Source organism: Jiangella asiatica, from assembly GCF_004349065.1.
In the GTDB taxonomy this organism is placed as follows: Bacteria; Actinomycetota; Actinomycetes; order Jiangellales; family Jiangellaceae; genus Jiangella; species Jiangella asiatica.
The window spans coordinates 1-25,485 of sequence record NZ_SMKZ01000013.1; the positions used below are offsets into that span (position 1 = coordinate 1).

Annotated in this window: 21 protein-coding genes and 1 pseudogene; 3 read left to right on the forward strand and 19 right to left on the reverse strand. The window is 68.8% G+C overall.

Going from position 1 to position 25,485, the window contains the following annotated elements; translation table 11 throughout:
* Nucleotides 1–131: 131 nt before the first annotated feature.
* From neuC to E1269_RS10975, 11 genes are all read right to left on the reverse strand, one after another.
* On the reverse strand, nucleotides 132–1,307 hold the full coding sequence (gene neuC, locus E1269_RS10925) for a UDP-N-acetylglucosamine 2-epimerase (RefSeq protein WP_162606349.1): 1,176 nt from the start codon (nucleotides 1,305–1,307) through the stop codon (nucleotides 132–134).
* 2 nt (nucleotides 1,308–1,309) lie between these two features.
* A complete protein-coding gene (locus E1269_RS10930; RefSeq protein ID WP_162606350.1) occupies nucleotides 1,310–2,347 on the reverse strand; it encodes an NAD-dependent epimerase/dehydratase family protein in 1,038 nt (345 codons plus the stop codon).
* 19 nt (nucleotides 2,348–2,366) lie between these two features.
* The gene (locus tag E1269_RS10935) at nucleotides 2,367–3,149 is read right to left on the reverse strand and encodes an SDR family NAD(P)-dependent oxidoreductase (protein WP_131894303.1); all 783 of its coding nucleotides are present in this window, start codon (nucleotides 3,147–3,149) and stop codon (nucleotides 2,367–2,369) included.
* Complete coding sequence (locus tag E1269_RS10940) at nucleotides 3,146–4,300, reverse strand: DegT/DnrJ/EryC1/StrS family aminotransferase (RefSeq protein ID WP_131894305.1); 1,155 nt, start codon at nucleotides 4,298–4,300, stop codon at nucleotides 3,146–3,148. Before E1269_RS10940 ends, E1269_RS10935 begins: the two co-directional genes overlap by 4 nt.
* Nucleotides 4,297–5,292 (reverse strand): SDR family NAD(P)-dependent oxidoreductase, encoded by a 996-nt coding sequence (locus tag E1269_RS10945; protein WP_131894307.1) that lies wholly within the window; start codon nucleotides 5,290–5,292, stop codon nucleotides 4,297–4,299. Before E1269_RS10945 ends, E1269_RS10940 begins: the two co-directional genes overlap by 4 nt.
* Nucleotides 5,292–5,939, reverse strand: a complete 648-nt coding sequence (locus E1269_RS33780; RefSeq protein WP_131894309.1) for a PglD-related sugar-binding protein — start codon at nucleotides 5,937–5,939, stop codon at nucleotides 5,292–5,294. The genes E1269_RS10945 and E1269_RS33780 overlap by 1 nt, the downstream gene beginning before the upstream one ends.
* 79 nt (nucleotides 5,940–6,018) lie before the next feature.
* A complete protein-coding gene (locus E1269_RS10955) occupies nucleotides 6,019–6,429 on the reverse strand; it encodes an FAS1-like dehydratase domain-containing protein (protein WP_131894311.1) in 411 nt (136 codons plus the stop codon).
* Between the two features lie 4 nt (nucleotides 6,430–6,433).
* Nucleotides 6,434–6,916, reverse strand: coding sequence for an FAS1-like dehydratase domain-containing protein (locus E1269_RS10960; RefSeq protein WP_131894313.1), 483 nt, complete (start codon nucleotides 6,914–6,916; stop codon nucleotides 6,434–6,436).
* A gap of 17 nt (nucleotides 6,917–6,933) precedes the next feature.
* Nucleotides 6,934–8,079: an acyl-CoA dehydrogenase family protein gene (locus E1269_RS10965; protein WP_131894315.1), complete on the reverse strand. Its 1,146-nt coding sequence runs from the start codon at nucleotides 8,077–8,079 to the stop codon at nucleotides 6,934–6,936.
* A gap of 144 nt (nucleotides 8,080–8,223) precedes the next feature.
* On the reverse strand, nucleotides 8,224–10,620 hold the full coding sequence (locus E1269_RS10970; RefSeq protein WP_131894317.1) for a hypothetical protein: 2,397 nt from the start codon (nucleotides 10,618–10,620) through the stop codon (nucleotides 8,224–8,226).
* Nucleotides 10,621–10,624: 4 nt separating this feature from the next.
* Nucleotides 10,625–11,572, reverse strand: coding sequence for a 3-hydroxybutyryl-CoA dehydrogenase (locus tag E1269_RS10975; protein ID WP_131894319.1), 948 nt, complete (start codon nucleotides 11,570–11,572; stop codon nucleotides 10,625–10,627).
* 253 nt (nucleotides 11,573–11,825) lie between these two features.
* Between E1269_RS10975 and E1269_RS10980 the strand changes: the two genes are divergently transcribed.
* The gene (locus E1269_RS10980) at nucleotides 11,826–13,094 is read left to right on the forward strand and encodes a glycosyltransferase (RefSeq protein ID WP_131894321.1); all 1,269 of its coding nucleotides are present in this window, start codon (nucleotides 11,826–11,828) and stop codon (nucleotides 13,092–13,094) included.
* 83 nt (nucleotides 13,095–13,177) lie between these two features.
* Here the strand turns inward: E1269_RS10980 and E1269_RS33350 are convergent, their stop codons facing one another.
* From E1269_RS33350 to E1269_RS11005, 6 genes and pseudogenes are all read right to left on the reverse strand, one after another.
* Nucleotides 13,178–13,792, reverse strand: coding sequence for a zinc-dependent alcohol dehydrogenase (locus E1269_RS33350; RefSeq protein WP_239000857.1), 615 nt, complete (start codon nucleotides 13,790–13,792; stop codon nucleotides 13,178–13,180).
* Nucleotides 13,793–13,798: 6 nt separating this feature from the next.
* Nucleotides 13,799–14,140, reverse strand: a pseudogene (locus tag E1269_RS34205) (alcohol dehydrogenase catalytic domain-containing protein); the annotation flags it as partial.
* 10 nt (nucleotides 14,141–14,150) lie between these two features.
* On the reverse strand, nucleotides 14,151–15,407 hold the full coding sequence (locus E1269_RS10990) for a DegT/DnrJ/EryC1/StrS family aminotransferase (protein WP_131894516.1): 1,257 nt from the start codon (nucleotides 15,405–15,407) through the stop codon (nucleotides 14,151–14,153).
* Complete coding sequence (locus tag E1269_RS10995; protein WP_131894325.1) at nucleotides 15,404–18,148, reverse strand: family 78 glycoside hydrolase catalytic domain; 2,745 nt, start codon at nucleotides 18,146–18,148, stop codon at nucleotides 15,404–15,406. Before E1269_RS10995 ends, E1269_RS10990 begins: the two co-directional genes overlap by 4 nt.
* Before the next feature lie 32 nt (nucleotides 18,149–18,180).
* Entirely contained in the window at nucleotides 18,181–19,212 is a 1,032-nt protein-coding gene (locus E1269_RS11000) for a zinc-dependent alcohol dehydrogenase (protein ID WP_131894327.1), read from the reverse strand.
* Nucleotides 19,155–21,527, reverse strand: coding sequence for a N,N-dimethylformamidase beta subunit family domain-containing protein (locus E1269_RS11005; RefSeq protein ID WP_131894329.1), 2,373 nt, complete (start codon nucleotides 21,525–21,527; stop codon nucleotides 19,155–19,157). Before E1269_RS11005 ends, E1269_RS11000 begins: the two co-directional genes overlap by 58 nt.
* A gap of 334 nt (nucleotides 21,528–21,861) precedes the next feature.
* On the opposite strand from E1269_RS11005, the gene E1269_RS11010 reads away from it, so the two are divergent.
* Nucleotides 21,862–22,740: a TIGR03621 family F420-dependent LLM class oxidoreductase gene (locus tag E1269_RS11010; RefSeq protein ID WP_131894331.1), complete on the forward strand. Its 879-nt coding sequence runs from the start codon at nucleotides 21,862–21,864 to the stop codon at nucleotides 22,738–22,740.
* 42 nt (nucleotides 22,741–22,782) lie between these two features.
* Here the strand turns inward: E1269_RS11010 and E1269_RS11015 are convergent, their stop codons facing one another.
* Nucleotides 22,783–23,664 (reverse strand): ABC transporter permease, encoded by an 882-nt coding sequence (locus tag E1269_RS11015; RefSeq protein ID WP_131894333.1) that lies wholly within the window; start codon nucleotides 23,662–23,664, stop codon nucleotides 22,783–22,785.
* On the reverse strand, nucleotides 23,661–24,686 hold the full coding sequence (locus tag E1269_RS11020) for an ABC transporter permease (RefSeq protein ID WP_131894335.1): 1,026 nt from the start codon (nucleotides 24,684–24,686) through the stop codon (nucleotides 23,661–23,663). Before E1269_RS11020 ends, E1269_RS11015 begins: the two co-directional genes overlap by 4 nt.
* Nucleotides 24,687–25,034: 348 nt before the next feature.
* Between E1269_RS11020 and E1269_RS11025 the strand changes: the two genes are divergently transcribed.
* Entirely contained in the window at nucleotides 25,035–25,409 is a 375-nt protein-coding gene (locus tag E1269_RS11025; RefSeq protein ID WP_131894337.1) for a helix-turn-helix transcriptional regulator, read from the forward strand.
* Nucleotides 25,410–25,485: the final 76 nt, after the last annotated feature.

Genomic DNA, 25,485 nt, shown 5'->3' on the forward strand with positions numbered 1-25,485 from the left:
GGCAGTCGCACTGGGATGGGTTCGTCCTCGGCCCAACCGTTCAAGAAAGCGCAGTACGTGTACGCATGCGTGTTATCCGTGCCAATGACACCAACCCGAGCACCAGACAACCCAACACACCTCCAGGAATCTCATCCACCGACGTAGGCGGAAGTCAACGACCAGAATCGTTTGCGCAGCAGACCTCGCAGGTCAGCGATCTTGAGCTGTTCGGCGATGCGTTCGGCGGCGTGGCCGTCGCCGAAGGCTGAGGTGGCGGTGGCGGTCACGGCGGCGTGCTCGGGCGACAGTGCCCGCCGGATGGCCGCCCCGATGTCGTCGGCCGACTCGCCGCAGTCGATCACGGACGCCGCCCGAGGGCGGCCGTCCTGGCGGCTGCCGATGTTCACCGTCGGCGTCCTCAGGGCGGGGACCTCGGCCAGGCCGCTGGACGAGTTCCCGACCACCACGGCGGCCAGGTCGACCAGGCTGAGGTACCTCTGCGCCCCGAGTGAACTGACGGCGACGCTTCGGGTCGGGTTCGACGCCACGAACCGGCGGATGGGCTCGTACGTGGCCGCGCCGTTCTGGTCGACGTTGGTGCCGGTGAACACGACGGTCGCCGATGGGAGTTCGTCGAGCGCCGCCACCAGGCCGCGTACCCCGTCGAGGCTGCGGACCGGGTCGGCGGTGGCGGGGTGGTAGGTCACGGCGACGACCGGATCGCGCAGGGAGATTCCCAGCACCTTCGCCAGCGACTCCCGCCCCACGAACGACATGGTCCTGATCGTGTCCAGGCCGGGTGCCCCCGTGACGTACACCCGCGCGGGGTCCTCCCCCATCTGGATCACCCGCTGCCGGAACTCCTCGTTCGAGGTGAAATGCAGGTGGGCGAGCTTGGTGATGGCGTGACGGACGGAGTCGTCGGTGGACCCGTGGGAGAGCTCACCGCCGCCGATGTGCGCGACGGGCACCAGCCGCAGCGCAGCGGTCACGGCCACCGCGAGTGCCTCGTACCGGTCCCCCAGCACGACGACGACGTCGGGGGCCAGGCGGTCCAACGCGTCCGCGTATCCGATCACTGCCAAACCGAACGACTTCGCCACAGCCGACGCGGTGTCGCTCGCCAGTACCACCTCCACCCGCTCGGCGACCCGGAAGCCGTCGGCCTCGATCTGGCCTACGGTCAACCCCTGCGACTTGACCAGGTGGCCACCCGACACCAACACCGACAGGTCGATCGACGGCTCCGCGTCCAGAGCCCGTAGCACCGACAGCAGCGGCCCGTAATCGGCGCGGGACCCGGTGAAGACGCAGACGCGCCGCATCGCTAGCCGCCGACCGGCAGGTACGTCGGGTCGACGTGCGGTGCCCGCAGCGCGGTCTCCAGCGTCGCGGCGAAGTCCCAGCGCGGCTCGTACCCGAGCACGTCGCGCGCCTTCGCCGGAGAGATCTCGAACGCCAGCCGCATCGGCAGCGCCACCGTCACCGTCTCCAGGTCGAACCGGGCCGCCACGACCCGCGCACCCGCGGCGAACGTCGTCGTCGACGGGCCGACGATGTTGAAGTGGTCGTCGGCCGCCTTCGGGTGCTCGATGCCGAGCATGAGGCCCGCGACGGCGTCGCGCACGTCGGTGAGGTGCACGGCCCATGGCGCGCCGTCCGGGCCGATCAGGACGGCGGCGGCGTTGTCGACGCGGGCGGCCACCATCTGGTCGAGGGCGGCGACGGCGTCGTCGCGGCCGTCGAAGACCTGCCACAGGCTGCCGCGCCGGCCCGCGGCCACCTGACCGGCCACGAAGGCGCGTGCCCAACCCAGCCGGAACAGCGGGAGCACCTCGTTGGGCGCCACCACCGACCCCAGCCGCATGATCGTGTACTCCAGGCCGTGCAGCTCGCGATGGTTGCGGACCAGCTGCTCGGCCAGCACCTTCGTCATGCCGTAGTAGTCGCCGGGGTGTTGCGGATGCTCCTCGGTGATCGGGCTGAACCGCGGCCTGGCCGGGCCGTACGTGCCGTCGGTGCTGGCCAGCACGAACCGCCGCACCCGCCGTCGCCCGGTCACGGCCGCCTCCAGCAGCCGCAGCGTGCCGCCGACATTGACGTCGAGGAGCTCCTCCGGCGGCACGTCGCCGACGACCATCCGCGCGGCCAGGTGCACGACGACGTCCACGCCGGCGACGGCGCGCCGCACCGCCGCCGCGTCGCTGAGTGGAGCCTCGACCACCTCGATCCGCCGCGCCAGCGCCGGATGCGGCTGCCGACCGTCCGGCCGGACCGTCCCGCGCACCTCGTAGCCGGCAGCGACCAGCTGCTGCGCCAGGGTGGACCCCACCCGGCCGGCTACCCCTGTGACCAGTACTTTCACCCGACATCCTCCCTGCGGATCACCAGCTCGACCAGCCGCCGTCGACCACCCATTCGGCGCCAGTCACGAACGACGCCTCGTCCGAGGCGAGGAACTCCACGACGGCGGCCACCTCCTCCGGCCGGCCCAGCCGCCGCAGTGGCGTGGCCTGCGTGAACAGCGCCACCCGCTCGTCGGTCACCGGACGCTCCGGGGTCCGGATCATCCCGGGCGACACCGTGTTCACCCGCACGTTCCACCGCCCGGCGACGACGGAGAGCTCGCGGGTCAGCGCCGCGAGGCCACCCTTCGACGCGTGGTAGGCCGGGGCGCGCTCCGGCCCGCGAGACCCGTCCTGCGGGTACACCCCCGGGTAATACGCGCTGTTCAGCCCGAGTGAGCCGTAGACGGAGCCGATGTTGACGACGCAGCCGTGCTCGCGCTCGCGCATCCGCTCGATCGCCCACGACGAGAGCAGTGCCACGGCGACGAGGTTGGTCTCGAGCTCCGCGACCCATTCCGCGGCCGACTGCTCGAACAGCGGCATCGCGGTCGATCGTGCCGCGCAGTTGACCAGCAGCTCCAGCGGGAGCGCCTGATCCGCGGCGGCGGCCGCGATGGCCTGCCGGCCCGCCTCCGTAGCGACGTCGCACTCCAGCGTGTCGACGTCGCCGCCGGCGTCCGCGGCGGTCCGCTTCAGGTCCACCTCCTCCAGCCCGGCGATCAGGCACCGCCAGCCGACCGCCGCCAGCCGCAGGGTGATGGCCCGCCCGATACCCCGGCCACCTCCGGTGACGACGGCGTACCCGGCCGCGCCGGTCATCGGGCCGACCACCCGACGGGGACCGCGCCCAGCGCCGTCGCCAGCGCGGTCGTCACCCGCTGCTGATCGGCCGCCGACAGTCCGGGCGACGACGGCAGCGACAGGCCGCGCCGGTACAGATCCTCCGCGACGGCGCCGCCGAGCCGCTCGGCCGACCGGTACGGCTGCTGGCGGTGCAGCGGCGGCCACAGCGGGCGCGCCTGGACCCCGTCGCCGGCCAGCACGGCGACGACGGTGTCCAGGGCCGGCCCGCCCGGGTCGAGCAGCACCGACGAAAGCCAGTGCGACGGCTGCGCCCACGCGGCGGCTGGCGGTAGTGACACCGGCGACCCGCTCAGCGCGGTGCGGTATCGGGCCGCGATCCCGCGTTTGGCCAGCAGCAGCTCGGGCAGCCGCTCGAGCTGGGCGAGTCCGACCGCGGCGGCCAGGTTGGTGAGCCGGTAGTTGTAGCCGACGGTGTCGTGGACGTAGTGAGCGCCGGGCACCTTCGCCTGCGTGGTCAGGTGCTTCGCGGCCGCCGCGAGCTGGGCGTCGTCGGTGACGATCATCCCGCCACCACCGGTCGTGATGATCTTGTTGCCGTTGAAGGAGTAGCAGCCGAGGTCTCCGACGGTCCCGACCTGCCGCCCGGTGAGCGGTCCGGTCCGCCACGACGCGCCGAGCGCCTCAGCGGCGTCCTCGACGATCCGCACGCCGAACCGGCGGCGCAGCTCGAGCAGCGGCTCCATAGCCGCGGGATGTCCCAGCACGTGCACCACCTCGACGGCGTCCGGCAGCCGCTCCCCGACCGTGGCCCGCCGGATCACCTCGTCATACAGCAGCTCGGTGTTCATGCACCAGGTTTCGGGCTCACTGTCGACCAGGAGCACGTCGGCGCCGGCGTAGGCGGCGGCGTTGGCCGAGGCGATGAACGTGAAGTCCGAGACCGCCACCAGCGCACTTGGCCCGGCGCCGGCCAGCCGTAATGCCACGTGCAGCGCGGCCGTCCCGCTGGCGCAGGCCACCGCGTGCTCCGCGCCCACCGTCGACGCGAATTCCGCCTCGAAACGGTCCACGAACGGTCCGACCGACGAGACGTAGCCGCTCTCGACACATTCGGCCAGGTAGCGAGCCTCGTTGCCGTCCAGCGACGGTTCGGCCAGCGGGATCATCGCTGGTACCAACCCGCGCGCTCGGTGACCACCCGGGGTGCCAGCCACCGCATGGTCTCGGCCAGACCGTCCACCAATGTCCACGAAGCCTGCCAGCCGAGCAGGTCCTTCGCCCTACTCGGTTCCGACAGCAGCACTTGGACCTCACTGCCGGCCGGGCGGACGCGTTCCTTGTCGGTCACGACGGTCGCCTCGATCCCCGTCGCCTCGCAGCAGATCGCGAACAGCTGTCTGATCGACACGGCTTGCCCGGTCCCGAGCTGCACGACGGCGCCGGGTTCCAGGTCCGCGCCGGCCAGCCGGACGAACCCGTCGACGGTGTCGGCGACGTAGGTCAGGTCTCGGCGGGGCGACAGGCTGCCCAGGCGCACCGTCGTCGCCCCGGAGAGCAGCTGGCCCAGGATGGTCGGGATGACCGCGCGGGCCGACTGCCGCGGACCGTAGGTGTTGAACGGGCGCAGAGTCAGCACGTCCACCCCGAAGGAACGGGCGTAGGCCTGGCAGAGCTGGTCCGCGCCGATCTTCGACGCGGCATAGGGCGACTGCCCACACAGCGGGTGCGACTCGGTGATCGGCACCGACTCCGGCGTCCCGTAGACCTCGCTCGTGGACGTGTGCACCAGGCGGACGTCTCCGGCGTCGCGGACCGCCTCCAGGACGTTCAGGGTCCCGGTGACGTTGGTGTCGACGAACGACTCCGGCGCCTGGTAGCTGTACGGGATGGCGACCAGCGCGGCCAGGTGGAACACGACGTCGACGTCGTGGACGGCCCGGCGCACCGACCGCGGGTCGCGGATGTCGCCGAGCTGCAGGTCCACGCCGGCCAGCTGGTCCGGCGCCAGCTGATCCAGCCAGCCGTACGAGCCGTTGGAGTTGTAGACGCAGAACGCCGTCACCCGGGCGGCCTGGTCGAGCAGCCGCTCGACCAGGTGGCTGCCGATGAACCCGTCGGCGCCGGTCACCAGGACCCGCCGGCCAGCCAGGGCGCCCATCACGCCGTGATCCGGCCGCGCCGCAACGTGGTCTCGCGGGCCGGGACGCCGACGACGCAGGCGCCCGGCGGCACGTCCTTGGTGACGACGGCGCCCGCGCCGACCACCGCCCCGTCGCCGATGACGACGTCGCCCAGGACGATGCTGCCGATGCCCAGCATGACCGCGTCGCCGATCCGGGCGCGGGCACCGACCGACGCGCCGCCGGCCATGATGACGTAACTGCCGATCCGCGAGTCGTGGCCGGCGAACGTGTTGACCTCCATCACCACGTGCCGCCCGACTGTCGCGCCGGCGACCACGTGCGCGGTCTCGAAGATCAGCGAACCCGGGCCGACGGCGGTGTGCTTGCCGATCCAGGCCGCGGAGTGCACCAGCGTGGCGGCCTCGCGGCCCAGGCCGGTGGCCGCGGCGTCGAGGTCGCGCCGTGCGGCCGGCAGGCCGACGCCGATGACGTAGCGCGCGTCGAGCGCGGCGAGCTGATCGTCGCCGCCGAGGACCGGCACGCCCCACACGTCCGGCTCGTCGACGCCACCGTCGAGGAACCCGATGAGCTTGTCCGCCGCGGTGTGACGCTCCACCTCCTCGGCAAGTCCGATGATCTGCCGGCCGAGGCCGCCGGACCCCAGGATGACGAATGGGCGCACGGGCCCGTCCCTTCGCTGTGCGGGTGATGATCACGATTCTGGTGTCGGCCCGCCGGACGAGGCAGGGGGCGCGTTTCGCTCACAGCGGCATCGCGACGACCGCCCGTCCCGGCGCGCACAGCTCGCCGCGCTGGTTGTGCTCGGTCAGCTGGACGGTGACCGACCGCCGGCCGCCTTGGGGGTCGTCGTCGACGGCCGTCACGGTGCCGGTGACCGTGAGCACGTCGCCGGCCACCGCGATGCCGCGGTTCTGCCAGCTGAACCGGCGCGGTGTCGCCGCTGGGCCGGCCCAGGCGAGGACGGCGTCGAGGAGGTAGCAGCCGTGCAGGTGCGACTGGACGAGCACGCCCGGGTATCCCTCGGCGGCGGCGTGCCCGGCGTCGTAGTGGACGCGGTGGGCGTTCCAGGTGGCCGCGCTGAACCGGAACAGCCCGACGGTGCTCGGCCGGACTCGGTAGGGGGTGATCGGTGTCCCGATGGCGAGGTCCACGGCGTCACCTCGCGATGAACGACTCGCGGCAGGTGACCAGCGGCCGGCCGCCGTCGTCGGTGAACCGGCGCAGCACCTCGAGGACCAGGAACGCCCCGGACCGGCCGTCCTTGCGACGCACGTCGGTCAGCCGGGTGTGCACGACGACGGCCGTCCCCGCGCGCACCGGCTCGTGCAGCTCCAGGTCCTGCCCCGCACCCATGAGCCGGACGCCGTCGAGCGGCAGCCCGCGGGTCTCGGCGACGCCGGAGCCGTCCGGCCGCAGCTCGCCCTCCGCCGGTCCGACGTCCCAGCCCATCACCGAGCTGACGTACAGCGGCGGCGCGCTGCTCCACGGCGCGGGAGTGCCGGCGGCGACGGCGAAGCGCTCCAGGTCGCGGGCGTGCACGACGCCGAGGCGCTCGTGTCGCTCGACGTCCAGCTCGCCGCGGAGCCGCTCATAGGCACGGTCGAGGTCCGGCGGGGTCCGCTCGATGTCAAGGGCCACGGTCTCCTCCTGAGCCGTCAGTCGCGGGCGGACTGGCCGAGCAGGTTCCGGGCGATCATCCAGCGCTGGATCTCGCTGGTGCCGTGGCCGATCCGCCACACCCTGACCTGCCGGTAGAAGCTCTGCACGGGCAGCTCGCGGGTGTAGCCGAGGCCGCCGAGGATCTGCAGGCACCGGTCGGTGACGCGCTGGGCCATCTCGGTGGCGTAGAGCTTGGCCATGTGCGCCTCGTTCTGGATCGGCAGGCCCTCGTCGGCCATCCACGCCGCCCGGTAAACGAGCAGCCGGGCCGCCTCCAGCTCGGTCACCGAGTCGGCCAGCATCCACTGCACCGCCTGCCGCGACGCGATCGGGCGTCCCCAGGTGGTGCGCTGCCGGGCCCAGTCAGTGGCGATGTCGATGCAGCGCTGGGCGATGCCGAGCTGGAACGCGGCGATCTTCAGCCGGCCGTGCGTCAACTGCTCGCTCGCCAGCCGCCAGCCGTCGCCGACCGCGCCGAGCCGGTTCGCATCCGGGACCACGCAGTCCTCGAAGACCAGCTCGTTCGGGTCCCAGTCGTCGCCCATGGTCGGGATCGGCTTGGACACGGTGAATCCGGGGGTGCCGATGTCGACGAGGAAGCAGGTGACACCGCGCGCGCCGAGCGACCGGTCGACCGTCGCGAACACAATGACGAAGTCGGCCCGCTCCACGTAGGAGATGAACGTCTTGGTGCCGCGCAGCCGCCACCCGTCGCCGTCGCGGGTCGCCGTCATGCGGACGGCGGCCACGTCGGAGCCGCCGCTGGGCTCGGTGAACGCATAGCAGCACCGCAGGTCGCCGTCGATGATCGGGTGCAGGTAGCGCTTGCGCTGCTCCTCCGTGCCGGCGTAGAGGACCGGCTCCGGGCTGCCGCCGAACTCGAACATGGCCGGGTGTTTGAACAGCTCCTCGCCGACCAGGCAGGCCCCGAGCGTGCCGATGCCCTGCCCGCCGAACTCCTCCGGCACGTCCAGCGCCCACAGCCCCTGCTTACGGGCCCGCAGCTCCAGGTCGGTGCGGGTCTGCGCGGTGAAGCGGCCGGCCAGCAGGAACTCGTGCTCCAGCGGCATCAGCTCGCGCTCGCGGAAGCGCCGGACCACATCGACGAACTCGCGCAGCTCGGCGGGGATGGTCAGGTCCATGTGAGACCCACGAGCGAGCGCCGGAGTGGTCTGCCACGGGAGACACGACAGACCACTCCGCGGCGCTGACGCGCCTCCTCCGCCCCGCTGGCCGAGTGGATCAAGGCTCTCACCTTCCTGAAATCATGTCAATGAACGGAACGCTCATTTCGATTCACGTACTCGCCAGCTCCTCCGCGACATCGGCATGATGTCGTCGCCCTCGTTGTCGTGGGCGAGGTAGACGGAGAAGAGGTTGACCGCGGCCGGCGCCAGCAACCGTTCCGTCAGGTGCTTCGCGTCGACCACCGACATGCGCTCGTGCGTCACCGTCGTGGCGCCCCACGTCTGCTGCCACGGCGGGTCCACCGGCGTGAGCAGCGACATCTGCGCGTCCGCCGTGGCCGCGTGCTGCAGCTCCCGGTTCGACCGGATGATCGAGAACCCGCCGTTGAGGAGGAAGAAGATGCTGACGTTGCCGTCGACGCGGCCGCCTTCGTGCCGCAGCTGCTGAGCCAGGCTGGGCAGGCTGGACGGGACCAGCCGCGCGGCACCGTCACCGATGAAGCCGACGATGTTGCCCGGGCTGGTCAGCGCGACCGCCGGGATGGCCTGCAGCGCGTCGCCCATCAGCGCCCGCCCGTACCAACCGGAGAACCCCGGCCCGGTGCGAGCGAGGTTGCGGATGGCCGAGATGCCGCCGCGGCCGACGTCGTAGAAGCCGGTGTACTCGTAGCCGTGGTCGACGATGAGCTGCTCGATCACGGCGTTGAGCTCGGTGAAGAAGTGCTCGTGCGTCATCGGCACCGACGGGACCAGCGCGACCGGGTCGCCGACGGCGTCACGTACCCGACCGATGGCCTCGCGCCGCCCGCGCACGACGCCGTCGTCGGGCCGCAGCCGCGGCTCCAGCCGGCGCAGGAACGGAAGGAGCTCCTCGACGACGGGTAGGTCCGCGAACGGCGCCACGTGCGCCGCGGTGTCGGTGACCTGCACGATCCGGGTGTCCTGATACAGCACCTTGTCCGGGAACGGCGTGGCCAGGTCGGTGATACGGCTCTTGAGGAAGAACAAGGCCTGGTCGCCGTAGGGCCGGCGCTTCCCCTCGGGGTGCAGGAAGCGCCACACCGCCGGCGAGCATCCGTAGATGCTCATCGTGCCCAGGAACTCCGGCACGACCTCCCCGCGGTGGTAACGGGCCACCGTGCCGGGCCGGCCCAGCGAGTCCACCAGCGCGGCGCCGGTGGCGTGGGCGAGGTCGTAGACGTAGTCCCGCTCGGTGTCGGTCAGGTTGCCGCACTGCCACAGCACCGCCGCGGACTCCTCGTTGAGGATGCGGGCGACGGCGTCGACGGTGTCCTCGTCGACGCGTGGGTGGGCCGGCGCCACCGCGACCCTGGGCACGTCGACCGGGCCGGTGAGCTTGAGCACCTCGGGCGCGGCCAGCAGGACGACGGGTCCCTGGCGCCGGTGGTAGGCGCGGAACGCCGCGGCCAGCTCGTCGGCCAGCCGGCCGGGTTCGGTCAGGTAGAAGCAGGCCAGGCCGTACGCGGCGAAGACCGCACGGGCGTCCTCGTCGTCGTGGACGGTGCCCTGGAACGGCTGCCAGCCGCCGGGCGACGTCTCGCCGAAGACGATGAAGCCCGGCGCCTGCGAGTCGCGCAGGTTCGCCAGCGTGCCCTTGAGCTCGTCGACCATGCCGGCTGTCGCCACCAGCAGGAACGGCGCCCGCTGGAGCTGCCAGCGGGCCAGGGCACCGCAGGCCAGGCTGTGCTCGTTGGGCCCGCGCAGCACCGGGTTGCCGGCGCGCCGCGCGATCGCCGTCGTGTCCTGGATGAGCTTGGCCGGCAGCGTCCCGGTGAAGAAGTGCAGCGCCCAGCGGGCGCCGGCCTGCTCGGTGAGGAAGCCGGTCAGCGCCGAGGCCAGCGTGCAGACCGGCTCGGTCTCGGTGAGGACCGCCCGCTGGTTGACGTGGCGGGCCTGGACGAGGTCGGTGAAGGTGGTCAGCACCTCCGCGGCGAGCACCCAGTCATCGTCGGGGACCTTGCGCGCGGTGCACGTCGTGCGCGAGTACACCTGCTCCTCCTCCAGCTCGTCGTAGACGACGACGGAGTAGGGCGAGACGCCGATGCCCAGACGGTCTCGCACCGCGGTGAGTGTGTCGACGACGGCGTCCAGCCTGGTGTCGACGTCCCGGCCGGACACCGCGTCGACCGCGTCCACCAGGAACAGGACGGTGGCGGCGTCGGACCAGCGCCGTGGACCCTCACTCGGCGCAGCGGCGGGTTGTTCGACGAGGCGGCGTAGCCGCTCCTCGGCGAGCTCCAGTCGCGCCACGTCGACGATCTCCACCGTCGCGTCGGGCAGCACCTCGTCCAGGTAGGCGGTAGCCCGCTCGGCCAGCGTCACGGCCACGTCCGGCCACGCGGTCGGGAACACGTCCTTGTCCAGCGCGCCGACGAAGCGGCGGCGCTCCGATGCCAGCTGCCCCAGCGCGGCCGCCACGGTCGCATGGAACGCCGGGCTGGTGCCAGCGACGACGACATAGAGCTTCTGGGCCACGGTGTCACTCCGGGGTTGTGTGCACGTGAAAGCCGCGGCCGGTCTTCACGCCGAGCAACCCGGCGTCGACCATGCGGCGCAACAGCGGCGGCGGCGCGTGATGCGGCTCCCGGAACTCCGCGTGCAGCGACTCACCGATCGCATGGACGACATCGAGCCCGACGAGGTCCGCCAGCCGGAGCGGCCCCATCGGATGGTTGCAGCCCAGCACCATGGCGTCGTCGATGTCGTCGGCCGAGGCGAAGCCCGACTCCAGCATCCTGATCGCGGACATGATGTACGGGAACAGCAGTGCGTTGACGACGAAGCCCGACCGGTCTCGCACCCGCACGACCCGCTTGCCGAGGACGTCGGTGAGGAACGCGGCCAGCCGATCCGCTTTGGCACGATCGGTGAGCAGCGTCTCGACGACCTCGACCAGCGGCATCCGCGTCGCCGGGTTGAAGAAGTGCGCACCCATCACCCGCTCCGGCCGGGTCGTAGCGGCGGCCAGCCGCATCACCGGGATCGACGAGGTGTTCGACGCCAGGATCGCGTCAGGATGTTGCACCACTTTGTCGAGGGTCGCGAAGATCTCGGTCTTCAGCTCCTCGTCCTCCGGTGCTGCTTCGAACACCAGCTCCCGGTCCGCGAGATCCCCCACGTCCGCGGTGATCATCACCCGCCGATGGACGTCCGCGGCTTCCGCGTGGGTGAGCCGCCCCTTCCGCACGGAGCGATCGAGCGCCGCGCGCAGCCGTCCGCGCCGCAGCTCGACGGAGCTCGTCCCCGACACCACCACGACGACGTCCAAGCCCTCCATGGCGCACAGCTGGGCGAGACCAGCACCCATCACCCCACACCCGACCACCCCGATCCGCTCGGGCGCGACGGCCGGCCGGTCGTCGGGCCGGTTGTCGGGCTGGCGAGCGGGCTCGCCGGACGTCGCCGGCACGCACTGGTCCACCGACATCCTCGTTCACCTGCACCTCGACTCGGCTGCCGGATCCCGGACGGGCATCCGTCGTCATGCTCGCCACTCGCGCCACACGACGCGCAGAGGACGAGTTCAGGCACGCGCATGAGAACCGTCCGGTGAGCGCTTCGACGCCGCGAAAGTCGGCCCCTGAGACCGGCTGGCGAAGCTGTCTACGGTGCACGAAACGGCTCCGAGCGACCGCCGTCGAGATCGCAGCCCAGCAGTCGATCAAGAGGGGGGAACGCGGATGAAAGCTCTCTTGGTGACGTACGGCAGCGACGGCGATGTCCACCCCTTTGTCGCCCTCGCCGTGGCGTTGATGGACGCTGGCCACGAAGCCACCCTGTGCGCGCCTGCCGGTTTCTCCGGTCTCGTCCAGAGCTACGGCGTGGAGTTCTTCCCCCTGACCGACTCGTGGGCTGACCACATCAACGACGCCGTCGTGCGAGCAGCGATCGAGACGAACTTCCGCGGCTCGATCGCGCTCAAGGTCATGCGTCGTTACCGACGGATGATGCCTGGTGTGCTTCACGACCTGGCCGAGGCCGCTAATGGCGACAGGTCGTACGACATCGTCGTCCATCATGCAGCTTTTCCTGGCCACGAGGTCGCGGAGCGGCTCTCCGTCCCCAATGCGCCAGCCTGCCTGGAGCCGATCTGGATTCCGACGCGGGCGTTCCCGAACCCACTGCCCAACTTCCTGCTCCCGTTCCGATGGCCACCCGTCTTGAACCGACAGACGTACCTGTGGACACGGTTATGGCATTGGGGGCTTATTGGGAGCACCAGGGGGTGGCGGCGCCGGCATCTCGGTCTGACCTACCGATTCAGACACCGCGACGCGATGCGTCGTCCCGACGGCTCCCGTGCCACCGTGCTTCAGGCGTTCAGCGAGCTCACGCTCCCACAGCCGACGCGCTTTCCCGATCACGTGCACACCACTGGGTACTGGCTTTTGCCCACGCCCCCGTCATGGTCTCCGCCCCCGGACTTGTCCGAGTTTCTGGCCGACGGCGTACCGCCCGTCTATGTTGGGTACGGGAGCGCCGTAGGGAGCGACCCCGACCACGCCGGCCGTCTGATCTCGGAAGCGATATCACTTGCCGGCGTCAAAGCCGTGGTTGCCTCAGGATGGGGAGGCATCGCGGCCCACGGTCTGCAAGGGCGAATCCTCCATGTCAAGTACGTGCCGTTCCCGTGGTTGTTCCCCAGGATGGCGGCCATCGTGCATCACGGCGGAATGGGAACGACCGGCCTCGCTCTCGTCGCCGGCCGGCCGCAGGTCGTCTGCCCGTATATGACCATTCAGCCGTTCAATGCCGCGCGCATGCACGCCGCCGGCGTGGCGCCGCAGCCGATTTCCCAGCCCGAACTGACTCCACAACGCCTCGCAGGCGCCATCCATGAGGCCGTAACCAGCACATCCATGCGGGAACGGGCCGAACATCTCGGCAGGCACGTGCGCGACGAGGACGGTGTCGGACAAGCGGTCAAGCTATTGGAGCAGCTCGCGTGAGCACCAGCCGAGAAGCGGTCGCTTCCGCGACGCCATGTGTCGCATGAGCTAGCGGCGTCGCGTGCAGGCGGGTCGGCCGCATCTCATAGGTAGAAGCAGATCTTGAGCGCCTCGCGCGTGCCCAGCAGGGCATGACCCTCCTCGTAGTCGGTGAGAGGCATCGACTGCGTGACGAGGGCGCCGAGATCGAGCCGACCGTCGAGGACGTGTCGCAGTGCCACCTCTGCCGCACCTCGATGGTGTTCGCCGTAGCCGAGCAGGCCGAGGCCGATGAAGTGCTTCCAGCCGAAGGCGACATCCTCGCGGAGGACACCGAACAACGCGACTGCAAGGCGGGTCCGATCCATCAGGTACTGCACCGACGGGGCGCTCCCGACGCAGTCGATGGCAACGTCGAACGGCGCATCGCCGGTCCAGCGGTGGCGCGGTTCAGGCAAGTCCTCCGGTCGCACAACACGGTCCGCACCCAGCTCGTGAGCCGCCCGTCGACGACCCGCGACCGGGTCGATGCCGATCACCTCTGCCGCTCCGTGGACTCGGGCGAGCTGCACGGCGACGAGCCCGGCGGGCCCCAGGCCGCCAATGGCGATGCGCTGACCGGCGATGGCATCGCGGCGCTCCAAGGACTCGAACGACACCTGGACGCACATCGCGAGCTCGAGGGGGGCGAGCGCCTCCGGTGGCAGGTCCGCCGGCACCGGGAGCAGATCGTCCTCGGCTCGCACGACGTACTCGGCGTACGATCCGAGTTGATCGTGCCCCGGATCCCGCCAGGCTGCCACCCGCATCCCGAGCCGCAGGCCGCGCACCCCGTCACCCACCTCCGTGACGGTGCCGACAGCCTCGTGCCCGGGCTGCCCGGGCGGATACGGATATTGGATCGGGACCTCGGGAAACATCTGCTCTCCCGCCATGAGGTGCAAATCCCACTGCGGGCAGGACGTGACGGCCTCAACCTGGACAAGCACCTCGCCCGATCCAGGACGCGGTGGCTCCACCTCGACGATCGCGGCCTTCCCAGGCGCCTGGATCTGGAGTGCCCTCATGGCGCCGGGGTCACCGCTCGCGGAAGGCCGAGTGCACCTTCTCCATCGCTCGCACGATGTCGGCGACGTCCTCGTCCGTGTAGTTCTCGTTCCACAGGATGAGGAAAAGACGGCGGTAGATCAGTTCCTCGGCGTTGGGGCAGAGTCCTTCCCGATACCGCGGGGCCGAGCTGGCCGGCGGCGACGACAGCGGATAGCCGGACGTCCCGTAGGTCTTTCCCTCCGTCAGCACCGGCTCCAGGTAGAACGGCCGGCTCAAGAAGCCCGCGAATGTAGGCACGCCCTCAGCACCGACCGCATCGGAGAACCGGCGAGCATCCACCCCGAGGAGCTCTGGATCGACTATGACGGGGAACGCCCAGTAGGACATCCCCTCGGTCTCGCCGGTCTCGACACCGTCGAGGGCCTTCATCGCATGCACCAACGGCTCCGCGGCCTTCTGGCGGCAATCGACGATATCGTCGAGCTTCTTCAGCTGCTCTCGGGCGACGGCCGCGTGGAGCTCGGTCATCTTGTAGTTCAGTCCCAACATGAGATGCGTTCGGTCGACGCCGCGGGGCCAACCCTTGTCGGCGAACAGACCTGCCCGGCGGGCCAGATCGGCGTCGTCGGTGATGGTCAGGCCTCCTTCCCCAGCTGTGATGTGCTTCGTCTGCTGCAGGCTGAAGCAGCCGACGTGCCCGATCGTGCCGGCGAGCGCCCCGTCGGGAGGACAGGGTGTCCGGTAGGCCTGGGCGCAGTCCTCGATGAGCATCAGGCCGTGCGTGTCAGCCAGCGCGCGCAACTCCGCGACCGGTGCCGGTTGCCCGAAGAGATGCACGACGATGAGGGCCCTGGTCCGCGAGGTGATCCTCGCCGCGACGGAGTCAATGTCCAAGTTTCCAGTGTGCGGGTCGACATCGGCGAAGACGGGAACGGCGTTCTGCCAGAGGATGGGGAGGATTGTGCCGCTGTCGGTCAGCGGTGTCGTGATGACCTCGTCGCCCGGCTCGAGACCGACCGCGGCGACGGCAAGGTGCAGCGCCGCCGTGCCCGAGCTCGTGGCCATGGCGTGTCCGATCCCGTAATAGTCGGCGAACTCTGTCTCGAGCGCCCTGGTCTCGGGCCCGACGAGGCTGCTCAGCTTGCCTCGCCGCACGACCCGCTCGACCGCCAGCACTTCCTCGTCGCCGAGACGCCGGCCGTCCGGCTCGAAGAAGTGGGGAAAGGACTTCGTCCGAATCGGGACTCCGCCGTCGATGGCAAGGACGTTGCGGTTTTTCGTCATAAAGCCTCCTCGGCTCGACGTTGGGTGAAGGATGATGACCTGGCGCGGTGCCCTTTTCCACCCCGAGCATTCGCTAGGGGGGAATCGAACGTGGCCTCTCCTTGCACGAATTCGATGCGTTTTCCGCACGGCAGAACGACGTCCGCCGTCGTACCGGCCGGCACCAAGACGTTCACGGTGAATCTCTCCCCGTCAAGCACCCATGACGACTCGATGCGTCCGTATGGTGAGACGTGTACGGCGCGTGCCCAGGTGAGGCCGCCACCGGGTTGGGGAACGATCTGGAACCTGCGATACGCCGGGCCATCGTCGAGGAGCTGGATGCCGGCGACGTGCCGATGGAGGAACGAGATCACGGCGCCTTTGCTGTAGTGATTCAGTGACAGGTGTGCCTCGCCGGTCGTGTCGATACCGTTCCAAGCTTCCCAGATGGTCGTGGCTCCGCGATCAATCATCGTCAACCAGGAAGGCTCGGTGTCTTGGAGGAGCAACTCGTAGGCCAAGTCGAGCTGCCCATGGTCGGCAAGGACCGGCAGCAGGTAGGGCGTGGCCAGGAAGCCGGTGCCGGGATGGGTTCCGGCAGCGCGCACCAGCTCGACCAGCCGCCGAACCGCTTTCGTGCGCGCGGTCGGCGGTACGAGTCCGAACGCGAGCGCGCGCACGTGGGCCGCTTGGGTATCGCGCGTCAATGCCCCGTCGGGGCGGAAGAACTCGGTCATCCAGGCCTTGCGGGTGGCCTCGGCCAGCGCGTGATAGTGGGTCTTCTCCAGACGGTTGCCGAGGACCTCGGCCATGTCGCCCAGCCGGCGCGCCGACAGGTGAAGATATGCGGTGGCGACGTCGCCGTGGTCGGCCTCCCGCAGATCGTCGACACCGGCCGATCCAGTCCCCGTGCCGTCGGGTTCGAGCCACTCTCCCCAGTGGAATCCGGTGTCCCAGAGGAACTGATCGTGCGGAGCCGGCACGGGCCGAGTGGCCGTCCGAGTCGGGTGGCGTGCGGACCGAGCGGCGTCCGCGGCGAACTCCACCCACGCCGCCATCGAGGTCCACTGCTCCCGAAGGAGCTCCTGGTCACCGTAAGCCCGGTAGACCTCCCAAGGGACCAGCACCGCGGCGTCGCCCCATCCGGCTGCACCGTGGGCCACGCCGAACTTCTCAACGATGGCATCGGAGAGGGTGTTCGGCACACAGTGGTTGACCGCTCCGCTGGAGCGCTGTTCCACGGCGAGGTCACGCAGCCACTTGACCGAGAATCCGGCGACGTCGTAGAGGAAGGCTGCCGTTGAGACGAAGATCTGCCAGTCACCTGTCCAGCCCGCACGCTCCCGGGTGGGGCAGTCGGTGGGGATGTCGCACACGTTGCTCCGAAGGCTCCACACCGCCGCTTCGTGCAGTCGGTTGACCCGCTCGTCACTGCACTCGAACCACCCGGTGCGCCGTAGGTCGGTATGAACGACGACTCCGGTCAGGTCGTGTCCAGCGTCCAGGCCCTCCGCGCCCTCCAGCCGCACGTAACGGAAACCGTGCGTCGTGTGCCTGGGCTCGTAGACGACGTCGGCGCCCGCGAGCGTCACACTGTCGGTCTGGAACGGCAGAGCGAGGTTTGCGAACTCGGGTTCGTAACTGACGTTCGAATTCCCGGGATCGCTGACCGCCAGGTTCTCGAGCGTGACGTCCCCGTCGTCGCCCAATGCCTCGCCGTGCGTGAACGTCAAGGTCGCCCCGGAGCGAACACTGCTGGCGAGCCGAATACGCCCGTTGAAGTTCTGCCCGAAGTCGACGACCTGGCGATCCCCCCGGTCGATGACGGCAACGGGGGCAAGCTCCTCGATCCGCCGCACCGGGGGTGACGGTGACGAACACAGGCGGCTGAAATCGTGGGCGGCAACGCGGACCGGGACCCAGTCAGACGGCCTGGTGCCGGGCGTGCACCAGCCCGGCACGTCCAACCGGAGATCCACGACCTCACCCTGAATGAGGTCGGCCTGCCGAATGGCGCCGAAGCCTGACAGCCAGTCTGGCCCGGTGCCGAAGTGCACCACATCACCGTTGGTGCTACGAAGCACGAGTTGGGCGAGGAGCGCGACCGCGTCACCGTAGTGCCCGCTCAGCCGGGCTCCGCCGACTTGACCGCGAAACCACCCATCCGAGAGGACGGCTCCCAGGACATTCTCACCTGGCTGGAGCATGTCGGTGACGTCGTAGGTCTGGACCTGGAGGGTCGCCCCATAGCTGGTGAAGCCCGGCGTCAGCTCGAGGTCTCCGACACGCCGTCCGTTGAGGTGACACTCGTAGATTCCGTGCGCGGTGACGTAGAGCCTCGCCCGCTCGACCGGCTGATCGACGACGAATCCACCGCGTAGAAGATGCGCGGGGTGCGGAGTCTGATGCCGTTCTTGCGCTGACTCCGACGGCTCGATCCAGGTGGCGAGCCAGTCGGCCTCCTCGAGGAGACCGAGCTCGAAGGACGCCGGCGTGGCCCAGTCGCTAGCACCGAGCTCGGTCCAGACCCGGACGGTCCAGGTCACGGTCTCGCCGGATCTCCATGGCGGGCCGCTGTACTGCACCAGGACCGACTGGTCGCTGTCGATCCGGCCAGAGTCCCACCCGTTCGCCCGCACCTGGTAGCCGACCTGCCCACGAGAACCAGCCGGCAACCGCCATGAGAACCGTGGTCGCGACACCGTAATGCCCAATGCCACGGCAAGGTGCTCAACCCGTAGTTCCGTCGGCGATGCCATGCTTACTCCTCACGTGGGATCGGTCACCGTCGTCAGAGCACGCCGGAGAGGTCGTCGGCCCAGTCGAGCACCACGCCCAGGTAGGGCTCGGAGTGTGTCATGATCATCCGCCATGCCTCCGGCGCATGATCCACGGGAAAGTGGTGTGTGATCAGGGGGACGGTTTTCAACTGGCCGGTCGCGACGAGCCTGAGCGTGGCATCCATGCGCCTATGCTCCAGACCGGCAACGACGTCCACACCAATCTCCTGGTCCCTGAGCGGCTGGAGCGCGAGCCGATCACGCACTCCGTAGAAACCCGCCGAGACGATGTGTCCGAATCGACGCAGGTAGGGCACGAGTTCCTCGAGCGCCTCGATGGTCCCCACGGTGTCGACGACGACGTCGATTCCATCCGGGAAGCGCTTCTCGATCACAGCTCGCGGCGACTGCGTCCCCGTGTCGACGACCATGTGAAGGCCGCCGGCCGTGTCGAATCTGGCCAGCCGGTCCGAGTGCCGGCCGAGCATAGCGACGCGTGCGCCGCGTAGCGCCAATGTCTGCGCGGCCCAGTGTCCGACGAGGCCGTCGCCGATCACGACCGCCACGCCTCCGATCTCGACCGGTGGACGCGACCCACAGTTGTAGCCGACCTGTGCAAGCACAAGTCCGGAGAACGCTACTTGGTCGCAGCCCTCGGGCAACCTCCAAACCCATGACCTCGGCACCACCGACGGCGAGATGTGCCCGGCCCCCTCGGCGAAGAGGTCGCATATGCCGCTCACCCGGCTCGCGACCGCGAAAACCGTCTGGCCGACCTCGAGGTCGTCCACTCGATCTCCCACCCGCAAAACCGTGCCAACCTTCTGATACCCCGGCACGACCGGGAACGGCCACGGGTCGCCGTCCCGCCACGGCGTGTCACCGCGAATCCGCTCACCGCGCAGGAAGGAGGACTCGGTTCCGGTGCTGATCCACGAGTGCGTGAGTGCGACGACGACGTCGTCGGGCCTGGGTTCCGGGCAGGTCACCTCCTGGACTTCGACGACCCCCGGGGTAGTGAAGACGACCGCTTTCGCTCGCATACGTCACGCTCCTGGTGGTCAGTGGACAGTCCGCTCTGCCGGTCGGACGTCACGCGCGTGGGTGTCGGCGCCGGCTGTGCGGGGAATGTGAACGGCTCGGTGGACAGGAAGCGACGCAGCACATTGCGGCTCAGGGTCGCGACGTTGTTGCCGTAGTCGTTGTGGGCGAGCGCACCGGACCACGAGATCGAGCCGGTCGCGAAGACGGCTCCACCCGACGCCGTTTCGAAGAACACGAGGTCTGACCGTGCCCGGCGGGTGACCGCGCGCACCTCGGACATGAGAGTGACCGCATCCTCCTCGTCGTCGTGTGATGGCGTCCAACGCTTCCGCGGCTCACCGACGGCTGAGGCCAGGACGAGCGCATGGCGTGGCGTGCCTAAGGCGTGATCGGCACGATCAACTTCGAACCCTGCCGCGCCGTAGCGGTGGATGACATTCGGGAACGCACCGATCAGTTCGTCGTCCTCGATCCCGGCGAAGATGAAGGCCCCTCGTGGATCGAAACTCCCGGGCTGCCGCCTATATGGCGAACCGGCCGGGGGGCCAGCATCCGGTTCCTCGGAGAACCCGAGCCCGGACATTCCAACACCCACGTAACGCTGGGGTGGCCGACCACGCCACCGCCATGCTCCGCCCGGCTCACCCGTGAAACTGATGTGTCCTTCACCCGCCGCGGCGTGGCGCGCCGCGTCCAGGCCCGAGGCGTCCTGCCTGCGCACCTCAACTGTGTGTCCACCACTGCGCATGGCGGTCACTCGATAGAGGCCGTTGCCCGAGAGGTACATGTAACGGCCACCGGCCTCGAGATAGCCGGCGAGCCCGTCGAGCATCGGTGCGCTCCAGTACTCCGCGTGCGCTCCGGAGATGACCACGCGGTATCGGCGAAGTAGATCCGCGCCCTCGCGATCGAGATCCTCGTCGGTGATCACATCGAAGTGCACGCCCTCGTGCTGGAGCCAGTCGGTGATCAGCAGATCCGCCGTCAGCTGATGCGGGTCGCCGCCGAGTCGGTAGTCGGGACGGATGTGCAGGTTCGGTCGTAGCCACGACGCGTGGCATACGCTGCTGGCATCGGAGTGCCGATCGTAGAGCCCGCTCAGGCCGCATTCCACCGCGTACCGGCCACGGTCGGTGTGCTCGGCCGCCGACGCGTAGCTGGCTCGCCAGTTGCCATAGGCGAGCCAGCTGAACAGCGGGGCGACGAACAGCACCTGAGCCCTCGGACCGTTGGGACGCGGGCGTACGACGATCGGCGCGAAGTCGATCCCGGATGTCGTGCCCTCGACTCGGATCGCGTAAATGCCGCTGGAAAGCGCGTCGTCGATGTCGAACGATGCGGTCGGCTCCCACCCCGCGTCGTCGAGGTCGTCGTCGTGGAAGTGGATGGCATCGTAGAGCTCCGGCCGCTCGCGCCAGGACAGAGAGCTGCCATCCCATCGCGGACCGGTCACGGCGCGCGTCGGCATTTGCACCGTACGGCCATCCAGCCCGTTTCCTGACACGTCGACGACACGCTCAGATGGGATGTCCTGCGCGAAGTCCCACGCCGCCACGACGGGCCGGTTGTGGGGCTGAGCGGGCGCCTCGGCCTCGAGCATGACCTCGTCTTGGGACAGGGGTCGTCCGAACAGCCGCGGCATCGCGATCTTGCCGTTGAAGGTCCGGTTCGTGAGTCCTCTGGCGTCCCGCCGCCGTGCTCCCGCGATCAACAGCGGCTCCGGGACGCCGGCCACGGATTCGATCCCGGCGGGAGCCTCGGTCCAGACCGCGTCACTCGTCGACACCGACGGCGTGAGCGCGTCGCCGACAGGTCGCACCAGGAGGCATAACCATCCGTCGACGCCGTCGAAGGTGAAGCCGACGAAATGCCACGCGTGATCCCGCAGTGCGATCGACGACTCGATGCAACCTTCCCCCTCAGCGCCCGCGATATCGGCCCGGACACGGCCTGCCGCGGTCGTGCCGATCGCCCAGCCGCGGCCGTCGCGGTCACTCTTCGAGATGAGAGCCTGCGCCCCGGCCGACAGGAGGGTCGGCATTACCCATAGTGTGACGCTGAACCCCCTGTCTATCCGCAACCGCGGGTCATCCTCGATGACCACGTACGATCCGGACACGATGGACTGCGGACTGGACGCATAGGTGCCGTCGACCGCGCTCTCGCAGGCTTCCGGTTCGCCTCCTGCGCCAAGGCTCGCGCCCGACAGCCGCACGAGGGAGACCTGTACCTTTGGATCGACCGCACTGACCATCACCGACACACGCTCACCGGCGGCCGCACCCATCTTGTCGGTGTAAGCGACAACCTCCACAGGCGAGAACCTTTCTTAGAGCTCGAACGCCGTAACGCATCGCACCTAGGTTCCGCGGCGGCTCGGTTTTGCGTCGCATCTCAGGAAGCACCGGCGTGCGGAGCGACCAGCACATCTTCAACAGTCGCGCTGTCAGATTTGAACTATAAATTTCTAAGCTTGAAACCAAGGTAGGTTCGGCCACGCCGATCCGTCAACGCGTGTCAAGCGCTGGGCACCGAAATCGGTCCTCTGCCCAGTCGGGACAGCCTGAAACGACACTTGGTCCACGCTCGCCAGGTTGTGGCGAACGCAGCGGCCGATCAGGCCTGCGACGGATTGACGGAGCGCGGTGATGGAATTGCAGAGAGATCCTGCGACCCGACCTTTCCGCTTCGGCGTCTACATGTCGAACGTCACGTCCCGAAAAGACCTGATTGCGAAGTGTCAGCGTGCCGAAGACCTCGGCTACGACGTCATCGGCGTGGCCGACCACCTGGACATGTGGGCGCCGTTCCCTGCGGTTATGCTGGCTGCGGAGGTGACGGAACGCCCCAAGGTCGCCACGACGGTCCTCAACGCTGCGTTCTACAACCCAAGCCTGCTGGCCCGAGACGTGATGGCCGCACACCGGCTGACCGACGAACGGTTGGAGCTCGGACTCGGGACCGGGTACATGCGATCCGAGTTCGACGCGTGCGGGCTCGCCTGGCCGGCCGCGCCACAGCGCGTCGACCACTTGGAGCGCAGCATCGCCGAGATCCGCCGCCGGTTCGCCGGCCCAAACGGCATCCCGCGACCGCCCCTCTGGGTGACGGGTCGCGGCGACCGCGTACTGCGCATTGCCGCACGGGAGGCCGAAATCATCGGCTTGACGGGATTCGCACCGGGCAACGACGGACACAAGGGCGATCTGGCCAATGCCGACGGGCTCGCCGAACGAGTGGCCTACGTGCGAGCACACCTCGGCAAGCGATCCAGCAGGGTGGAGCTCAATGTTCTCGTGTGGCGCGTCATGGTGACGACCAATCGCATCGCCGCCGCATCAAACCTGGGCCCGGCGCGGTCTCTGACGCCCGATGAGCTTCTCAACGTTCCGACCGTCCTGATCGGGACGCCGATGCAGATAGGTGAGCAGCTCGTCGAGTTCAGGGAACGGTTCGGCTTCTCGTACATCACCGTTCGTGACTATTTTCTCGACGAGTTCGCGCCCGTGATCGCTTATCTGCGCTGATCGCGGTACGCCCGTCATTGGCATGTGCGAATCGGGCGCGGATCACCGCATCCTGAGCTGACGTCCCAGGGACTCCGAGAACCGGTTGAGCCCGAGAACGGTGAGGACGATGGCTAGACCAGGGAAGAGCGATACCCACCAGGCGCCGGCGTGCACAATGCTGAACCCGTCACGGATGATGTTCCCCCACGACGGCGCCGGCGGCGGCACCCCGGCCCCGAGGAACGACAACGCAGCTTCGGCGAGGATGGCACCAGCCATGATGAGTGTGGCGTAGACGAGAATCGGCAGCGCGGCATTGAGGCCTATGTGGTAGCCAACCAGCCGGACCCGCCCGGTGCCCAGCAGCCGGGCGGCGAGGACATAGTCGTGGGCATACTCGGCGAAGATGGCACCACGGACGACTCGAGTCATGGGAAAGGTGAACAGAACGCCGAGCGCGATGATCGTCGTTGCCATGCTCGGTCCCATGACAGCGGCGAGCACCAGCGGTAGCAGTATGCCGGGAAAGGCCAGCCCGATGTCGACGAACCGCATCACGATCTCCTGGACCCACGGCCGCCCGGTTGCGGCCAGTGCACCCAGAATGCTGGCCAGCACCACGGCGATCAGCGTGGACGATGCCGAGACCGCGAGACTTAGCCGGGCGCCGTGGACGACGCGCGCCAACACGTCACGACCCAGCTGATCGGTTCCGAACAAGTGTTCTAGGCTGGGCCTCGCGAGCGCATCCTCGGCGTTGATCTCGGTCGGCGAAGTCGTGATGATCGCGGGCAGGACCACCAGGATCAGGAGTAGCCCTCCTGCAGCACCAACCAACCAGGCCACCATGGCGCCGCGGAGCCACGAACGCGTCGCGGTGGCATCCTGAATCGACGCATGTGCGGTGACCTTGATTTGCTGGCCAGGCTGGATCGCCGTCATTGGGCACTCATCTCCACACTTCGCGGGCTGAGGGCCACATGCAGGAGGTCCACCACGAGATTCACGACGACGAACACCGCGGCGGCGACGATCGCCACAGCGCGGACGACGCCCAGGTCGCCCTGATTGACACCGGTGATCAGCAGGGTTCCCATGCCAGGCAGGTTGAAGATGGTCTCCACCAGGACGGCGCCCGACATTAAGGATCCGATTACCACGCCCAGGACCGTGATGGGGGTGATCAGGGCGTTCCGCAGTACGTTCCGGAACAGCACCACCGGCCAGGACAGTCCGCTACCTCGGGCCGTGATGACGTAGTCCTTCGCCAGTTCGTCGGCCATCGATGCCCGGACAATCCTCGTCAGCGCCGCCATGATGCCCAAGGCGAGAACGACCGCGGGGCCGATGATCGGCGACAGCCATGGCCCGAAGCCTTCTGAGATCGGCACGTACCCACCGGACGGGAGAATGCCGAGCGCGACCGCGAAGGTCTGGATGAACAGCAGGCCCAGCCAGAAGTCCGGCGCGGCATACAGCATTGCGACCAGGCCGCTGATCGCACGATCCGTTGCGCGGCCTTCCTTCCACGCCGCGAGCACCCCGAGGACCAGCCCGAACAGGCACGCCAGCGCGATCGAGAAGGCCATGAGCTGGAAGGAGACGGGTAGCGCTCGGGAGATCAGCTCACCAACGGTCTCCGGTCGAACGACCGAGTCACCGAAGTCGAACTGGACGAGGTCACCGAGAAACCGCACGAAACGCACCACGAGCGGATCGTTCAAGCCATTCTCCTCGGCGAACTGCTCGCGCGCCTCCGCGCTGGCGAACATACCGAGTCGGGCCAGCGCAGGATCGTTGGGCGACAGATCGACCATTACGAAAACAGCGAATGTCACGCCCAGCAACGTCACTGGAGCAAGCACGAGCCGACGGAAGACCAGGCGGCCTGCGTTCAGCCTGCTCGGCCCCTTGACCTTTGAGGTCCCGCCGATTCCGGACTCAGGAAGTGTGTCGACCGTCAATACTCCAACACCGCCTTTCGGCGCCGGTCGTGGCACAGTGGACCCGACCAGATGGTTACGCAGAGTGGAGAAAAGATAACGGGTAGTGACAGAAGTCCAGCACTGTTCACGCGAGGTTATGTTTTAAGTCGACCCATCGTCAACCGTGGCACAGTCGAGCCGTCGCCACGACCCACTCACAGTTGTGCACGAGCTTCACCACAGGTTTCATTCGAACCGCCACGACGTCGCTGCCTCATGGGCCGTGCGACCCCACCGGGGCGCTCCTGCCGACGCAGCGCCCACCAAAGTGGGCGAAGTCCACTATAGTTGGCTGAGATTCACCAGCGCTCCAGCCAGGCTCGACTCGTGGCACAGCGGCGTGAACTTCCCCGGGACTGGCCTGGCCTAGCTCGCGAGCTCGGCCTGCGCGTACGCCAATTCCGTGAGGCCTACGAGACGCCGGACGGGCGCCTGCTGACACAGGAGGATCTCGCGCATCGAGCGGGCTTGAGCCGCAACCACATTCAGAACATCGAAAACGCCCGGAACAACGCCCGCGACGCATCGGGCAAGCCCGCGCCTGGGCCTGGAAACCCTGGACTGGCAACCCTCCTCGCGATCGCCCGAGCTCTCAACGTCCAACTGCTCGACCTGCTCCCTGACCAACTCCTTCCCGAAGACATCAGGGATCGACCCTGGCCTGAAGGCGATGCCCAGCCGGCGGAGATGGACAGCGCCTGAACAGCGTCCGTTGCCGATGCACCGTCGCGCGTGCGAGCAACTCGTGTCGCACGCCCAACTTGTTGGGCACAACCCT

Coding starts and splice junctions, on each gene's coding strand:
- E1269_RS10980 (WP_131894321.1), top strand. CDS start 11,826: ATGAAAGCTCTCTTGGTGACGTACGGCAGCGACGGCGATGTCCACCCC.
- neuC (WP_162606349.1), bottom strand. CDS start 1,307: ATGCGGCGCGTCTGCGTCTTCACCGGGTCCCGCGCCGATTACGGGCCG.
- E1269_RS10975 (WP_131894319.1), bottom strand. CDS start 11,572: ATGTCGGTGGACCAGTGCGTGCCGGCGACGTCCGGCGAGCCCGCTCGC.
- E1269_RS10995 (WP_131894325.1), bottom strand. CDS start 18,148: ATGGCATCGCCGACGGAACTACGGGTTGAGCACCTTGCCGTGGCATTG.
- E1269_RS10940 (WP_131894305.1), bottom strand. CDS start 4,300: ATGATCCCGCTGGCCGAACCGTCGCTGGACGGCAACGAGGCTCGCTAC.
- E1269_RS10990 (WP_131894516.1), bottom strand. CDS start 15,407: ATGACGAAAAACCGCAACGTCCTTGCCATCGACGGCGGAGTCCCGATT.
- E1269_RS10945 (WP_131894307.1), bottom strand. CDS start 5,292: ATGGGCGCCCTGGCTGGCCGGCGGGTCCTGGTGACCGGCGCCGACGGG.
- E1269_RS11010 (WP_131894331.1), top strand. CDS start 21,862: ATGGAATTGCAGAGAGATCCTGCGACCCGACCTTTCCGCTTCGGCGTC.
- E1269_RS11015 (WP_131894333.1), bottom strand. CDS start 23,664: ATGACGGCGATCCAGCCTGGCCAGCAAATCAAGGTCACCGCACATGCG.
- E1269_RS10935 (WP_131894303.1), bottom strand. CDS start 3,149: ATGACCGGCGCGGCCGGGTACGCCGTCGTCACCGGAGGTGGCCGGGGT.
- E1269_RS11000 (WP_131894327.1), bottom strand. CDS start 19,212: ATGCGAGCGAAAGCGGTCGTCTTCACTACCCCGGGGGTCGTCGAAGTC.
- E1269_RS10965 (WP_131894315.1), bottom strand. CDS start 8,079: ATGGACCTGACCATCCCCGCCGAGCTGCGCGAGTTCGTCGATGTGGTC.